12 protein-coding genes and 1 other annotated feature are annotated in these 16,557 nt (G+C 36.4%); of the genes, 6 read left to right on the forward strand and 6 right to left on the reverse strand.

Features of this window, described 5'->3' with window-relative positions:
- The first annotated feature begins 133 nt into the window (after positions 1–133).
- Positions 134–736 (forward strand): 30S ribosomal protein S4, encoded by a 603-nt coding sequence (rpsD, locus tag HWV59_RS20650; protein ID WP_102230667.1) that lies wholly within the window; start codon positions 134–136, stop codon positions 734–736.
- 584 nt (positions 737–1,320) lie between these two features.
- Here the strand turns inward: rpsD and tyrS are convergent.
- The gene (gene tyrS, locus HWV59_RS20655; RefSeq protein ID WP_175639916.1) at positions 1,321–2,586 is read right to left on the reverse strand and encodes a tyrosine--tRNA ligase; all 1,266 of its coding nucleotides are present in this window, start codon (positions 2,584–2,586) and stop codon (positions 1,321–1,323) included.
- Positions 2,587–2,648: 62 nt separating this feature from the next.
- Positions 2,649–2,876, reverse strand: a binding site (T-box leader).
- Between the two features lie 142 nt (positions 2,877–3,018).
- Here tyrS and HWV59_RS20660 point away from each other — a divergent pair.
- Entirely contained in the window at positions 3,019–5,928 is a 2,910-nt protein-coding gene (locus HWV59_RS20660) for a transglycosylase domain-containing protein (protein ID WP_175639917.1), read from the forward strand.
- Between the two features lie 234 nt (positions 5,929–6,162).
- On the opposite strand, the gene acsA is transcribed toward HWV59_RS20660, so the two are convergent.
- Entirely contained in the window at positions 6,163–7,875 is a 1,713-nt protein-coding gene (acsA, locus tag HWV59_RS20665) for an acetate--CoA ligase (protein WP_175639918.1), read from the reverse strand.
- Between the two features lie 222 nt (positions 7,876–8,097).
- On the opposite strand from acsA, the gene HWV59_RS20670 reads away from it, so the two are divergent.
- The 3 genes from HWV59_RS20670 to HWV59_RS20680 are packed head-to-tail and all read left to right on the forward strand — an operon-like array spanning position 8,098 to position 10,577.
- Positions 8,098–8,730 (forward strand): GNAT family N-acetyltransferase, encoded by a 633-nt coding sequence (locus HWV59_RS20670; protein WP_175639919.1) that lies wholly within the window; start codon positions 8,098–8,100, stop codon positions 8,728–8,730.
- Between the two features lie 51 nt (positions 8,731–8,781).
- A complete protein-coding gene (locus HWV59_RS20675; protein WP_175639920.1) occupies positions 8,782–9,426 on the forward strand; it encodes an acetoin utilization AcuB family protein in 645 nt (214 codons plus the stop codon).
- The gene (locus tag HWV59_RS20680; protein WP_235991785.1) at positions 9,423–10,577 is read left to right on the forward strand and encodes an acetoin utilization protein AcuC; all 1,155 of its coding nucleotides are present in this window, start codon (positions 9,423–9,425) and stop codon (positions 10,575–10,577) included. Before HWV59_RS20675 ends, HWV59_RS20680 begins: the two co-directional genes overlap by 4 nt.
- Before the next feature lie 60 nt (positions 10,578–10,637).
- On the opposite strand, the gene ccpA is transcribed toward HWV59_RS20680, so the two are convergent.
- The gene (ccpA, locus tag HWV59_RS20685) at positions 10,638–11,639 is read right to left on the reverse strand and encodes a catabolite control protein A (RefSeq protein WP_102230660.1); all 1,002 of its coding nucleotides are present in this window, start codon (positions 11,637–11,639) and stop codon (positions 10,638–10,640) included.
- 375 nt (positions 11,640–12,014) lie between these two features.
- Positions 12,015–13,091 (reverse strand): bifunctional 3-deoxy-7-phosphoheptulonate synthase/chorismate mutase, encoded by a 1,077-nt coding sequence (locus tag HWV59_RS20690; RefSeq protein WP_102230659.1) that lies wholly within the window; start codon positions 13,089–13,091, stop codon positions 12,015–12,017.
- Between the two features lie 373 nt (positions 13,092–13,464).
- On the opposite strand from HWV59_RS20690, the gene pilM reads away from it, so the two are divergent.
- Positions 13,465–15,609 (forward strand): cell division protein FtsA, encoded by a 2,145-nt coding sequence (gene pilM, locus HWV59_RS20695; protein WP_175639922.1) that lies wholly within the window; start codon positions 13,465–13,467, stop codon positions 15,607–15,609.
- Positions 15,610–15,655: 46 nt separating this feature from the next.
- Here pilM and ytxJ read toward each other — a convergent pair whose 3' ends face one another.
- Together ytxJ and HWV59_RS20705 are read right to left on the reverse strand one after the other, a co-directional pair.
- Entirely contained in the window at positions 15,656–15,985 is a 330-nt protein-coding gene (ytxJ, locus tag HWV59_RS20700; RefSeq protein WP_175639923.1) for a bacillithiol system redox-active protein YtxJ, read from the reverse strand.
- 65 nt (positions 15,986–16,050) lie between these two features.
- A complete protein-coding gene (locus HWV59_RS20705; protein ID WP_102230656.1) occupies positions 16,051–16,545 on the reverse strand; it encodes a YtxH domain-containing protein in 495 nt (164 codons plus the stop codon).
- Positions 16,546–16,557: the final 12 nt, after the last annotated feature.

Raw genomic sequence — 16,557 nt, forward strand, 5'->3', positions numbered from 1 at the left:
CCTTTATTATAAGGAGGTGTATCGCGTAACTCTATGCTGCTGGAGCGAGGATACATGAAAATAAAATGTGCATAATTGTTAGTCAGTCTGGTTTTTATTTTATGCAAAATAAAAACATAAAGGAGGAGTTAGCATGGCTCGTTATACAGGCTCAAGCTGGAAACTCTCTCGTCGTCTAGGTATTTCATTAAGTGGTACAGGTAAAGAATTAGAAAAGCGTCCATATGCTCCAGGACAACACGGTCCAGGACAACGCAAAAAAATCTCTGAATACGGATTACAATTACAAGAGAAGCAAAAGCTTCGTCACATGTATGGTGTAAATGAGCGCCAATTCCGTAACCTGTTTGATAAAGCTGGTAAAATGGTTGGTAAACATGGTGAGAACTTCATGATTCTTCTTGATTCTCGTCTTGATAACGTAGTATACCGTTTAGGTTTAGCTCGTACACGCCGTCAAGCTCGTCAATTAGTTAACCACGGTCATATCGTAGTAGATGGTGGACGCGTAGATATCCCATCTTACCAAGTAAAACCTGGTCAAACAATCACTTTACGTGAAAAATCTCGCAACCTTGACATCGTTAAGGAAGCAATCGAAGTAAACAACTTCGTACCTGACTACCTAACATTCGACGCAGATAAATTAGAAGGTACTTTCACTCGCTTACCTGAGCGTTCTGAATTACCTGCAGAAATTAACGAAGCTCTAATCGTTGAGTTCTACTCTCGTTAATATCAATGCTCTTTAGAAGAGCATTTGTAAAACCCTTAGAAATGTTGATTTTTCAACAGTTCTAGGGGTTTTTTAGTTATAATTTGTGTGTAGTATAGTATATTCTATTCCCCTACAAAACTCAGTTTATCGGACCCCACTGTAATAAAAGCTTCAAGGATTGAAAAGGAGAACCTTTTCTTGTTTCATACAAAATTTACTTGTCTATAGAATAATACAAGTCAGCTTCAACATAGTGTTAACTAACGTTAGAAACATTTAGCTTCTATAAGGGGCTGATTTTTTGTATCATAACAGAAATAAAAAAATAAAATTATTAATTTTATTTTTGTGTGTCATTCTAATCGTTACGTTGGTAGTTAATGCTATACTTCATGTGAAAGTATATATCGTATATAAGTCCGGGATTATTCCATTTATCTTAATTGGGTTTATATTAATGGGTATCTTATATCTATACTTTAAAGTAAGAAATAATTGATTATATTCTATCTCTACATTGTACATGTTTTTTATGATGATCTTACAAAAAAAAGAACCTATACATCTTGCATAGGTTCTTTTTTTGTCTAAAAAAACTCTATTTAGTTCGTATAACGAATAAGGAAATATTTCTTCTTCCCTCTGCGGATTACCGTGAACTTCCCATCAATCTTATCCACGTTTGTAATGACTTTTGTTAATTCCTGTTCACGATCTCCGTTTATATAAATTGCTCCATTTGAAATATCCTCGCGTGCTTGACGTTTTGATGGTGAAATTTTAGCTTGAATCAGTAAATCAATTAATCCAATCTCAGACCCTTCAATTTCAGTAGATGGAACATCTTTAAATCCTTCCAGGATCTCGCTCGCCGTTAATTGTTTTATTTCACCGCTAAATAATGCAGCAGAGATTTTAATTGCTTGTTGCAGAGCTTCTTCACCATGTACAAGCTTTGTCACTTCTTCTGCAAGTGCCTTTTGCGCAGAACGTTTTTCAGGTGCAGTAGTCACTTCATTTTCAAGCTTCACAATTTCTTCATGTGATAAGAACGTGAAATATTTTAGATATTTCACTACATCTCGATCATCTGTATTAATCCAGAATTGGTAGAATTCATAAGGAGACGTTTTCTCAGCATCTAACCAAATAGCTCCACCTTCAGTTTTACCAAACTTTGTTCCATCAGCCTTTGTAACAAGAGGAATTGTCAATCCGAATGCCTTTGAATCTTCTTCAGATTTACGAATTAACTCTAAACCAGCCGTTATATTTCCCCATTGGTCACTTCCGCCAATTTGTAATTTACACCCATTATTTTGATATAAGTTTAAGAAATCGTATGATTGTAAAATCATGTAGCTAAACTCAGTAAAGGAAATCCCTGTTTCAATTCGAGTTTGAACAGAATCCTTTGCAAGCATATAATTGATTCCGAAGTTTTTACCAACATCACGCAAAAATGAGATCACATCTAATTTTCCAATCCAATCAAAATTGTTGACGATAATGGCTGGATTTTTATCATTGTTAAAATCAAGAAATCGTGATAATTGTCCTTTTATTCGATTAGACCAATCTTGTACGATATCTGTTGTGTTAAGGGTACGCTCAGCTTTTTTCCCACTTGGGTCTCCAATTAATCCAGTAGCCCCACCAACAAGTCCAATTGGGTGATGACCATTTAATTGAAATCGACGCAGAGTTAAAACAGGCAACAAATGCCCAATATGAAGGCTGTCTGCTGTAGGATCGAATCCTGAATAAAGCTTTATATCTCCTTCTTCCAGAACTTTCGCTAAGCCTTCTTCATCTGTTACTTGATTAACTAAACCTCTAAATTTTAAATCATTTAATAATTCACTCATTGATTTACTCCTTTTTGTTATTTTTTCTTTAGCAAAGAAACACAAAAAAGCCCCTTCATCTCTGAAGGGGCGAATATATCCGCGGTACCACCCTACTTAGAATTACACTGTAATCCTCTCTCGGCTACTTAACGGTCAGACCGTCTTTTCCTACTGAGGTCATTTTTTAACCTTTTCAAAAAAGAAGCTCATGGAAGTAATTCATGGAAGATCTATGTGCTGATTTTCACCACCCATCAGCTCTCTAAAACAGTGAGATATCCATTACTGAATCCAATCTTTGCTTTTCCATATACTAATTACAAGCAATTTTAACCATAATATCGTTCTAATGTCAACACTTGGAATGAACTGTATCATATCTTTATGACAAAAGCATACAAATTTCATCATTTCCTATGTTATAATATATAAGATTTGGGGGAATGCACAATGAAAAAAAAGGAAGAAAAACACAGGCGTTTCTCACCCTTTAACAAAGATATAGCTAAAAGTCTACGGATCTCATATAACGTTATCGGAAATCTACTTCTACTATTTCTCATTATTGGACTTATTGGTTTATGTTTTGCAGGGGGTGTAGGGGCCGGTTATTTTGCTTCACTTGTGAAGGATGAACCTGTTCGATCTTACGAAGACATGAAAAATGATATTTACAACTATGAAGAGACATCACAAATCTTCTTTGATCAAAATATTTACTTAGGAAAGTTAAATGCTGACATCGAACGCGAGGAAGTCCAACTGGAAAATGTTTCTCAACATGTTATTGATGCAGTTATTGCAACGGAAGATGAACTTTTTTACGAACATGACGGTGTTGTACCGAAAGCAATCATGCGTGCACTTTTTCAAGAATTCACTAATGCCTCTGTTCAAACAGGTGGAAGCACACTAACACAGCAATTAATTAAAAATCAGATTTTAACAAATGAAGTATCTTTTGATCGAAAAGCAAAGGAAATCCTATTAGCATTACGTTTAGAAAAGTTTTTCGAAAAAGAAGAAATTATTGAAGCTTACTTAAATGTTGCTGATTTTGGACGTAACTCTAACGGAAAAAATATCGCAGGCGTCGAAGCTGCTGCAAAAGGGATTTTTGGTGTTACTGCTAAAGATCTATCCATACCACAAGCAGCATTTATAGCAGGCTTACCTCAAAGTCCGTTTGGATATACACCTTTTTCAAATGATGGCGGTAAGGTAAAAGAAGACATTAATGCAGGCATAAACAGAATGAAAACTGTCTTAAACAGGATGTATACTGGCGGGTTTATTACAAAAGAGCAATATGAACAAGCGCTTTCATATGATATACGAGCTAATTTAACACCTAAAAAGCCTACATCCACTGATCAATATCCTTACCTAACTTATGAAGTAGAAGATCGGGCAAAAGATATTATTGCAATCCAACTTGCTGAAAAAGACGGATATAAAGAGGAAGAAGTCAAAAAAGATAATGATTTATATTACCAGTATCGTCAACTAGCCGATGAAGACATTAGGCATAATGGTTATAGAATTCATACAACGATAAACAAAGACATTTATGACAAAATGCAAGATGTTGCTAAACAATATGAATATTACGGTAGTGATAAACCGGAAGAAGTTAAAGATTCTGATACAGGTGAAATGAAAACAGTACAAGAACCTGTAGAAGTCGGTGGTATCTTGATTGAAAACACGACTGGTAAAATTATTAGTTTTGTTGGGGGCCGTGATTTTGAACGTGAAAATTTAAATCACGCAACAGATGCACCACGTTCTAATTGGTCTTCTATGAAGCCGCTATTAGTTTATGCTCCTGCAATGGAGTTAGGACAAGTACAACCAGGTACAGTCATTGCTGATACTCCTATAACAAGCGGATATAACCCAAAAAACTATGGCGGTGCCTATCATGGGTTAACTAGTGCAAGAACTGCCTTAAAATATTCATACAACGTACCCGCTGCTAAAACATATAAAAACATTATGAGTAAAAACCCTGTCTCCTATTTAGAAAAAATGGGGTTTACTAACCTTAACAAAATTGATTATGAAATAGCTTCTCTAAGTCTAGGTGGTATGACAGACGGAGTAACAGTTGAAGAAAATGTTAATGCGTACGCAACCTTTGCTAATCAAGGTAAGTTTGTTGATGCTTTCCTGATTGAAAAGATTGAAAATAGTGATGGAGACATTGTATATCAGCATGAAAAGGTGCAAAATGATGTATTCTCTGCCCAAACTGCTTATTTAACAATCGATATGATGCGAGATGTTATAAGAAGCGGTACGGCTGCTTCATTAAATAGCTATCTCTCATTTAGTGCAGATTGGGCAGGAAAAACAGGGACTGGTCAAGATTACACGGATGCATGGTTTGTTGCGACAAATCCTAATGTAACATTTGGAACTTGGATTGGTTATGACACACCAAAACCATTACAACAAAACTATAAAGGAATATCCTACAGCAAACGTAATCTCTTACTCTGGGCAAAGTTAATGAATGCTGCACATGATGCTGAGCCAAACTTAATTGCACCTAAAAATCGATTTGAAACACCAGGTGGAATTGTACAAAGGTCTTATTGTGCCTTAACAGGAGAATTGGCTTCTGATCTTTGCCGCCAAGCAGGCCTTGTTGCGACAGATATATTTAACGCAAAATATGTACCAACCAAAGTTGATGATAGCTTAACACGAGGAAAATATGTTTATGTAAAAGACAGAGCATATAAAGTACCATCTTCCGCACCATCGGAATTTGTTCAAGAAGGAGTTATGCTTAAAAAAGAGGTTCTTGATAGATACAATATTAGCAGTACAAGTGACCTTAAACGTTTATTACCTAATACATCTAAATGGGGTAACTTAGTTGTCACAGAAGGAAAAGGGATTACCGATAACGGCTCCAAGCCGAGACAAGTTAACGGAGTCTCATCCAGAGGTTCAAACATAAGCTGGAAAGCCAACTCAGACAATGATGTTGTAGGTTACCGCGTATACGGTGCTGCGAATCATTCAACAAACTTCAAAAAAGTAGCTAGTTTACCATCTTCAGACAAATTATCAGTTTCGGTTGGAAATAACCCTGCTGCTTATTATATTGTGGCTGTTGATGTTGGCGGAAATGAATCTTCACCTTCAGCTATTATTAAAATTGGTGATTATGCCGAACAAAAACCAAAGACTGAGGAACCTAAGCAAGAAGAGAATGCTGATCAAAATAAGGAACAAAAAAATAAAAATACTGATCAAAATAAAGAACAAAAAAATAAAAATACTGATCAAAAACCGAAGCAAGAAGAGGCACCAGCCTCTTCCGCAGATGACAATAAAGCACCATAACCTATGTAGAGTCAAAAAAAAGAGCTGTTAGACAACAGCTCTTTTTTTGTAGACAAGGTAAGGTTGCTAGCCCTCAGACTGATTGCTAACGCTTGCCTTTCGAGGCACGAAGCCTTGTGAGGAGCGGAGTTACCAGGGTTGGTAATGAGCACCGCAGCAAGGTGAGTAACGAAGAAAGCGAGCGTTTGTCAACAGTCTGAAAGCTGTTAGACAACAGCTCTTTTTCTATATGAATTAATCTTCCATCGTTGATAAATCACCTGTTGGTAAATCTAATTCCCATGCTTTTAATACACGTCTCATAATTTTACCACTTCTAGTTTTCGGCAGCTTGTCACGGAAATCAATTTCACGAGGGGCAGCATGTGCGGCCAAGCCTTTCTTTACGAATGTGCGAATCTCTTCTTTTAATTCATCAGAAGGCTCATACCCTTCCCTAAGCGCAACAAATGCTTTAATAATTTCTCCCCTTACAGGATCCGGTTTACCAATTACACCAGCTTCCGCAATAGCTGGGTGCTCAACAAGCTTACTCTCAACCTCAAATGGTCCGACACGTTCACCTGATGTCATAATTACATCATCGATTCTACCTTGGAACCAGAAATAGCCTTCTTCATCTATATAAGCAGAGTCTCCTGACACATACCAATCACCAGGCATAAAATAGGATTCGTACTTTTCTTGGTTATTCCAAATGGTATGCATCATGGATGGCCAGCCTTTTTTGATAGCTAAGTTCCCCATTCGATAAGGTGGTAATTCATTTCCTTGATCATCAACAATTGCTGCTTTCACTCCAGGAATTGGTTTCCCCATTGAACCAGGCTTAATTGCCATTGAAGGATAGTTACAAATTAGTTGTGCCCCTGTTTCGGTCATCCACCAGGTATCATGAATGCGATTATTAAATACTTTTACACCCCAACGAACAACTTCCGGATTAAGAGGTTCTCCTACACTTAAGACATGTCTTAGTGAGCTCGTATCAAACTGCTTTACAAGTTCATCACCTGCACCCATTAGCATTCTAAATGCTGTTGGAGCACTGTACCAAACGGTTACACCAAAATCTTCAATCGTTTTGTACCATGTTTCAGGCTTAAACCTTCCTCCTACGATTACATTGGTCGCTCCCAATAACCATGGCGCAAAAATTCCGTAAACCGTGCCAGTTACCCACCCTGGGTCAGCTGTACACCAATAGACATCATCTTCTTTTAAATCAAGAACCCATTGGCCTGTTTGATAATGTTGCACCATCGCCTGATGTACATGGAGAACTCCTTTCGGCTTACCAGTTGAACCGGATGTGTAGTGTAGAAGTAATCCGTCTGTCTTATCAACCCATTCTATCTCCAGTTCTTTACTAGCCGTTTTCATTTCTGTTAAGAAATCAATATGCTGCGCTTCAACCGATTCGCCTACAACAACAACATGTTTTAATGATGGAAGTTCATTTAAAGGAACTCTTTCAAGCAATTCCGGAGTTGTGACGATAACTTTAGCATCACTATCTTCTAATCGATCCTTTACTGCCCCTTCCATAAAGGCTTCAAAAAGAGGACCGACAATTGCTCCAAGCTTAATCGCACCTAAAATGACTGAGTATAGTTCTGGTGTTCTTGGCATAAAGACGAATAGTCGGTCTCCCTTTACGACATCGGCTTTATTTTTCAAAATATTTGCCGCTTTATTTGAGAGCTCTTTCAATTCTTTAAACGTATATTTTTCTTCTCGTTCAGGGTCGCGGTAATAGAGCGCCACTTTATTTTTACGAGCAGTTTCTGCATGTTTATCAATTGCCTCATAAGCAGCATTCATACGGCCAGTTTCTGACCATGTAAAATTCTTTTCAACCTCTGACCAGTTAAACGTCTCATAAGTATGAGTATAATCTGCTAAATTATGATTTCCTCCCACAACTGGTAACGCTTCCAATTTCATCCCTAACTCCCCCTTATGTAGAATTCATTTTCTATTATATTACAATACTTCATTTTTCTCAATTTTTGAAATTTATAATCTTAACTATCTTGTAAACGCTTAACTTTTTAGGTTAATCTAGTATAATAGAGAAAACATGTTAAATATTCTATTAAAAGATTAATTTCTCCTTTACTAAAGTCGTTCAAGAATAATATATAAAAACTAATGGGCGGTGACTTAATGATACACCCTAAAACATATAATGCAAAAGAATTAAAAACACCGATTGGAAGCATTTTTATTGAAGGACCTATTCCACCTGATAAACTTTCAAGCTACGAATTTCACGATGGTTTAGTCGCTTTCCGCCAACCACATCAACAGAAGAAAGCTTTAGTAGAAATAGCAGGGTTACCAGAGGGGAGAATATTGATAGCCAGACACCTTGATATCGTAATCGGTTATGTTACATACCTATATCCTGATCCGCTTGAAAGATGGTCTGAAGGGAAAATGAAGGATTTAATAGAATTGGGTGCTATTGAAGTTGCACCAGAGTTTCGAGGGTTTTCTGTAGGAAAAAATTTACTTAAGGTTTCCATGATGGACGACGCAATGGAAGATTATATTATTATTACAACAGAATATTACTGGCACTGGGATCTAAAGGGTTCGGGTTTAAATGTGTGGGAATATCGAAAAGTAATGGAAAAAATGATGAATGCTGGTGGCTTAGAATGGTATGCAACAGATGAACCAGAGATAAGTTCACATCCTGCAAATTGCTTAATGGCTAAAATTGGAAAAAGAGTTCCTTCTGATTCTGTACAGAAATTTGACCAATTAAGGTTTAAGAACCGATTCATGTATTAACGAATAAGCTAAAACTATATTACAAGGCCAAAGGGTAAGGAGGCCATATAAATGATTGTAAAAGATATAATGAAAAATAATATTGTGACTCTACGACCTGAAGACACGATTAGTGTCGCATTAAAAACAATGAAGAAAAATAAAATACGACATATACCTATCTTAAATGATCATCACTTTCTAGTTGGACTTATTACTGAACGGGATGTCAAAGATGCCAGCCCTTCTATTTTTCAACTAGAATTAAAAGAAAACTTTTTAAATAAACCTATTCAAGATGTAATGTCTAAAAATCTAATTACTGGACATCCCCTCGATTTTGTTGAAGAGGTTGCAGCAATCCTTATTGATAATCAAATTGGGTGTCTCCCTATTCTACAAGACCAAAAACTAGTTGGATTAATTACTAAGTCAGATTTATTACATACCTTTGTGAAGCTTACAGGTGCAGACCAGCCTTCATCACGACTTGAAATAAGAGTTCCAAATAAACCGGGAATACTAGCTGAAGTTTCGTCCATTTTGTTTCATCGAAGAGTAAACATTGCCAGTGCTCTCGTTTATTCTGAAAATGACGATCAATATAAAGTTTTAGTTCTTCGTGTCCAAACAATAAATGTAACACTGATAATTGAAGATTTAAATACGGCAGGATATCAGGTTTTATGGCCGGAAATTCCGGAGAATACAAAATGACACAACAAGATACTGTCTTTATTTACTCACCGGATTTTCAAACATATAAATTTTCACATGATCATCCTTTTAATCAGTTGCGGGTAGAGCTTACTTATGATCTATTAAAGAACATGAATGCACTCGATAACTCAAAGATCGTCACACCAAGGGTTGCTACATTGGAAGAATTAGCTCTCGTTCATGATAAAAGGTATATTCAAGCTATTGAATTAGCTGGACACGGAAAACTATCTAATGAGGAAGCCAATAATTATGGGATTGGGACAGAGGATACACCTATATTTCCACAAATGCATGAAGCAAGCTCATTACTTGTTGGTGCAACATTAACGGCTGTAGATTATGTAATGGAAGGCAAGGCGACACATGCTGCTAATTTTGGTGGCGGACTACACCACGGCTTTAGAGGCAGAGCATCAGGTTTCTGCATTTATAACGATAGTTCCGTCGCTATTCGATATATACAGGAAAAATACGGGGCAAAAGTTTTATACATTGATACAGATGCCCATCACGGTGATGGGGTTCAATGGACATTTTATGATGATCCAAAGGTTTGTACACTTTCAATCCATGAAACAGGGAGATACTTATTCCCAGGGACAGGAAACATAACAGAAAGAGGTGCAGGCAAAGGGTATGGCTATACGTTTAATATTCCGTTAGACGCATTTACAGAAGATGATTCATGGCTCCATGCCTATCGAACATCAATTGAAGAAGTTGCCGCTTTTTTTAAACCAGATGTGATTTTAACTCAAAATGGTGCAGACGCTCATTATCATGACCCTTTAACACATCTATCTGCAACGATGGCCATTTACCATGAAATTCCTAAGATTGCTCATAAAATTGCTCATCAATATTGTAATGGAAAATGGATTGCAGTTGGTGGGGGTGGTTATGATATATGGCGTGTTGTTCCAAGAGCCTGGAGCTTAATTTGGCTTGAAATGAATGAAATGAAGGTACCAGATCAATTACCAAAGACCTGGATTGAGAAATGGCAAAAAAGGGCACCCGTCACCCTACCTGATCGCTGGTACGATAGTAATGATTTGTATAAACCAATACCAAGAAAAGCAGAGATTGAAGAAAAAAATGCTCTTACTGTTGAAAAAGCTCTGCATCCAATCCGACCACGATGATGACAAAGAAGGACTGCCTCTTATCCGAGACAGCCCTTCTTATATTAAAATCAACGATTATTACTTTGTTGATTGTCTATATTCCACTCGATGCGGTAATTCAACGATGTGGTTTTCAACTTCTTCTTTATTCATATATTTTGTTAATAAGCGCATCGCTACAGCACCGATATCATATGTTGGCTGTACAACAGTTGTTAACTGTGGTCGAACCATTGTTGCTAATCTTGTATTGTCAAATCCAACGATTTCAAAATCATTAGGAATTGAATAGTTACGGTCTTGCGCTCCATGAATGACACCTAATGCCATTTCATCTGTACCCACAAAAATTGCTGTCGGTTTTTCTGTTAATTCATCAATTTTTTCAAAGGCTTCAATACCTGAATCGTATGTATAGTCACCTTCTACAACCAATTCTTCATCGAATGGAAGTCCTGCATCTTCAAGAGCACGTTTATATCCTACTGATTTTTTCAGACGGTTAACCGGTTCCTCTGCTGGTCCCTCTACATATGCGATTCTCTTATGACCTTTTTCAATAAGCATGGAAATGACATCATATGCAGCCTGTTCATAGTTGATGTTAACCGAAGGTGTTGTATTCGTTAAATCAACAGATGCAGCTAAAACAATAGGCACTGGAGAGCGTTTGAATTGCTCTACTAGTTCCTCGGTCACATTACCACTCATAAATACAATTCCATCCACCTGTTTCCCAAGCATTGTATTTAACAAATGTAATTCTTTATCTTTATTTTGATCTGAATTACTTAAGATAATATTGTATTTGTACATTGTCGCAATATCCTCAATTCCACGCGCAAGCTCGGAATAGAAAATACTTGAAATATCAGGAATAATAACTCCAACTGTTGTTGTCTTTTTACTTGCAAGGCCTCTTGCTACCGCATTTGGACGATAGCCTAATCTTTCAATTGCATCCAAAACTTTTTTTCTTGTTGTCGGCTTAACATTTGGATTACCATTTACTACACGAGAGACAGTAGCCATTGAAACATTTGCCTCACGAGCTACATCATATATTGTTACACTTGACATATAAAACACTCCTTCTGTTACATTAAAAACATTTATTATCTGACTCGTTTATAATCGTCTAATTATAGTATGTAGAAAGTTGTTACGTCTTGTCGTAAATCCAATTCTATGTTACTTATCATACGATACTCTGAAAACCTCCGCAATGTATTTTCATCGATTTTTCGGGTGTTTTCACATATTTGTTCGTTTTTCTTCAATTTAAATGGTTTTTCGAGTATTTACTTATTTACATTTTGCCTAACTTTTTCTTTTTTATGAATAAAAAATATAAAAAGAGGCTGACTTTATTTAATAGGAAAATTTCCTATTCTAAGTCAACCTCTTTTTGCTTAGTTGTTAATGTTCAAAAAAACAACAGCTTTTCTCTCAAAGTTATACATTTACTTTAACTAAAGGCTTTAATTCTGTTATGAATTGATCAAACTGTTCGAAATCCATTTGTTGAGCTGAATCAGATAGAGCAACAGCCGGATCCGGATGTACTTCAGCCATAACCCCATCTGCTCCGATAGCAAGTGCTGCTTTTGCTGTTGGTACAAGAAGATCTCTTCGACCAGTTGAATGAGTAACATCAACAAAGACTGGTAAATGTGTTTCCTGTTTTAAAATAGGGACAGCTGAAATATCTAATGTATTTCTAGTTGCACGCTCATACGTACGGATTCCGCGTTCACAAAGAATGATTTGATCATTTCCTTGTGAAATAATATATTCTGCTGCATTGACAAACTCATCAATTGTAGCAGCAAGACCGCGTTTTAGAAGAACCGGCTTACGAACAGCTCCAGCTGCTTTTAGTAATTCGAAGTTTTGCATATTACGTGCACCAATTTGAATAATATCAACATAATCTAAGGCTAGTTCAATATCAGCTGGATTTACGATTTCACTAATAATAGCTAAACCATATTCATCTCCAACTCGTCTTAAAATCTTCAAGCCTTCTACTCCCAAACCTTGGAAGTCATATGGGCTGGTACGAGGTTTGAAGGCACCTCCACGCAAGATCTTAATGCCTTGCTTAACTGCTTGTTCTGCAACGGCAGCTACCTGCTCATAGCTCTCAACAGCACAAGGACCAATAATAAATGATTGGCTGCCATCTCCAATTCTAACACCGTTTACTTCAATAATTGTATCTTCCGGCTTTTTCTTACGTGAAACCAATAACGCTTTGCTGTGATCATCTTCTTGAAGCTCTAAACCAGCCTTGAAAATTTCTTTGAAAATATGTTGTAATGTTGAGTCTAAAAATGGGCCATCGTTATATTCTTTAATACTATTTAACATTTTTCGTTCGCGAACAGGATCATAACGATTAACACCTTGTGCTTCTTTAGCTTTACCAATCTCTTGAACAACTCGACCTCTTTCATTAATTAACTTTAAGATCTGTAAGTTAAGTTCCTCTGCTTTTGCTCTTAATGCTTCTAATTCTGCATTACTCATCTCTCTCATCCTTTCGCATTTAATATAGATTAAAAACCTTGGTCTGTCACTATGTCATAAGCTTCTTATACATACACCAAAATTTTAGTATTAATTATAATAAAATCGTTCTTCCACATCTATTGAAAATGAACATTCTCTGGTTAGTAATCTAGGTAAGATTTCTTTATCATTCAATAAAAGTGTGGTACATTTTCTTTAATTAGTTGTAATTATAAACCATATAATTGTGATTGTCATCAAAAACTTTAACATTTAAACGCTTTTAAGCTTTTATGCAATAAAGTGAATTCACAAAAAAGACTATTTAGCCATTTTATCTATCAATTATTAAAAATAATAATGACCATCTGCATAAAGAAGGTGTACGAATATGACCCATAATGACGTAACATTCGCGCTTGATATCGGGACTAGATCTGTTGTCGGATTAATCTTGAAAGAAGAAGACAATTCATATATTGTGGTTGATACTGTCATAAAGGAACATACGAAACGATCAATGCTGGACGGCCAAATTCATGATATTTTGTCTGTTGCACATGTCATCTCTTCTGTAAAAGAAGAGCTTGAAAGAAAACACGGACCTCTTCATAAAGTATGTGTTGCCGCAGCAGGCCGTGCATTAAAAACTGAAAGATCAACTGCCTCCATTGAAATCACCGGCAAACCAATGATTCAAAAAGAAGATATCCTTCACCTTGAGCTTATGGCTGTGCAAATTGCTCAAAAACAGCTTGCTGAAAAACATGAAAGTGAGCGTGCGCATCATTATGATTGTGTGGGGTATTCTGTTCTTCATTATCATCTTGACGGAGAAGAGATTGGTAGTTTAATTGATCAACTAGGCGAGGAAGCTTCTGTGGAGATTATCGCTACCTTTCTTCCAAAAGTTGTTGTTGAATCTCTATTAGCTGCATTGAATCGAGCCGGGCTTAAAATGGAAGCATTAACATTAGAACCAATTGCCGCAATTAATGTTTTAATCCCTTCTTCAATGAGAAGATTAAATGTTGCTTTAGTTGACATAGGAGCAGGAACATCAGATATAGCAATTACTGATATGGGAACCATTATCTCTTACGGAATGGTCCCTATTGCGGGTGATGAAATTACAGAAGCTGTATCAGATGAATTTTTACTGGATTTTCCAAAGGCTGAAGAAGCAAAGCGTCAATTAAAATCTGAAAATAAAATTACAATTACTGATATTTTAGGATTTGAGACTGAACTGTCAAAAGAGGATATATTATCGAAGATCTCCCCTGCAATTGATAAACTTGCAGCATCAATTGCTGCTGAGATCATCCTATTGAATAATGGTGTCTCTCCTAAGGCTATTATGCTTGTTGGAGGAGGCTGTTTAACTCCTGATCTTCCAAAAAGATTGGCAGCTTTACTGGAATTACCTGAAAATCGAGTTGCGATTAGAGGAATTGATGCTATACCTCAGCTTAAGCTTGCTGAACATGTACAAAAAGGTCCGGAATTAGTCACGCCAATTGGAATTGCCGTTTCTTCCAAACAAAATCCAATCCAATATATAAGTGTTAATGTTAATGAACGTAATGTCCGATTATTTCATATGAAATCATTAACTGTGGCTGATAGTTTATTGTCCTCAGGAATACAATTAACGAGACTGTATGGGAAACCTGGAATGGCCATAATGGTAACCGTGAACAACAAAGCGATCACTATACCTGGTGGGCATGGCACTGCACCTATCATTAAGAAAAATGGATCCATTTGTTCTGTTGAAGATCCGATTTTGCATGGTGATACGATTACTGTTGAAAAAGGAAAAGACGGAGTGCCCCCGGTTGTTCCAATCAGTTCTATTTTAGATGAGATTCCTTCAAAATCTTTTCATGTAAATGGCCAAACCTATACAATTTCAGCTACAATTTTACTTAACAACCAAAAGGCAAGCAAACATGTGCATCTGTCCGATCGAGATCATTTAGTATGTACAACCCCAACAACCATTGAGGAAGGGCTTATTTCCATCAGTCACCAAAAAGAACTGAATACCGTAAAACCTTTTTCATTACAGATAGATAAAAGAATATTACGAGTTCAGGAATTTTCAGGGAAACTTTATAAAAATGGATTAGAAACTTCAAAGGAATCAAAACTTCATGATGGGGATACTCTCGTTCTCAAGCCTATGAAAGAGCCATTATTAAAGGAATTACTTATAGAGACCAACATCAAGCAGTCTCATACCCTCCCGATCTTATTCAATGGTCATTCAATTGAACTTGAAAAAACCATAAGGGAATTTTACCGAGATGGAATATTGCTGTCTGAAAATGATGTGTTACATAATGGAGAACAATTGGTAACGAAGAAAAGAAAGGTAGAACCATTTATCTTCCAAGATCTTTTTACAGCTGTTGAAATTGACATCCCTAATTCAGGCAACAATCAATTTAAGTTATTAAAAAACAACAAAGAAGTTACCTTTCAGGAATTCCTTGATCCTGGAGATGAGCTTGAAATTCAATGGATTTAAAATAAAAGAGGATAATGCCATCACAAGGCATTATCCTCTTAACATTTCATCCAAGAATCTCCTGTTTTAATGCATCATATGTAATCTTCCAGTGTGAAGCATTCCAAGCTACTTCATTTCCCCGAAAAACTAATGCTTGTGGAGATTCATGTTTTATTCCATATGTTTCCGAAATGTAATTGGAGAGTTCACGAGCTTCTTGGACATGTAAATGATAGCTCGGATAATCTGTATGAATTCCGGCAAATTCCTGATATTCATCAAAAGCAGCTTGGCTTATAGGACATGTTAAACTATTTTTAACAAATAAAAACTCATTATGTTTTTTTAACAGTTCATTAAACTGTTCAATGGACTCAATCGTCTGGTTACTCATATTCTATCACCTCTACACCTAGTCACAAGTATTTATCTCGATCAAAGTAATCTTCACATCTAAGATTAACTATTAGCTTTTACTTGATTTTCACTATCCACTTCTTTAGTGAATTCTCCTTGAACCTGATCACTTTCTGCTCCTGCTTCAGATAATTGAGGTGTTTCATCATGATTTGGCTTCTTATCTTCAACAGTATCTTCTGTTAACTGTTCCAGTGCATTTGTTATCTCTTTTTCCACGAAATCTGTTTGACCTGCTGAGTTCGAAGAATTTGTAATTGAGCGAACCTTGTCCATAATTTGTGAAGATTGATCTGTAACTACTTGTGAAAGAGATGATGTTTTATCTTTAGCGACAGCTGCGAACTCTGACCCTTTTTCTAACGCACCATTTGTTATTTTACCCGTGCGCTCCTTCATCATTGAAGCTTGTTGTCCTAAATTATCCCTCATTTCTCTACCTGATTTAGGAGCTAAAAATAATGCAGTTGCCGCACCAACAAGTCCCCCGATTAGTGAACCGATAATAAAGTCTTTGCCATTGCTATTCTTAGCCATGCTTTAAACCTC

Origin of the sequence: Metabacillus schmidteae (assembly GCF_903166545.1) — a bacterium.
In the GTDB taxonomy this organism is placed as follows: domain Bacteria; phylum Bacillota; class Bacilli; order Bacillales; family Bacillaceae; genus Metabacillus; species Metabacillus schmidteae.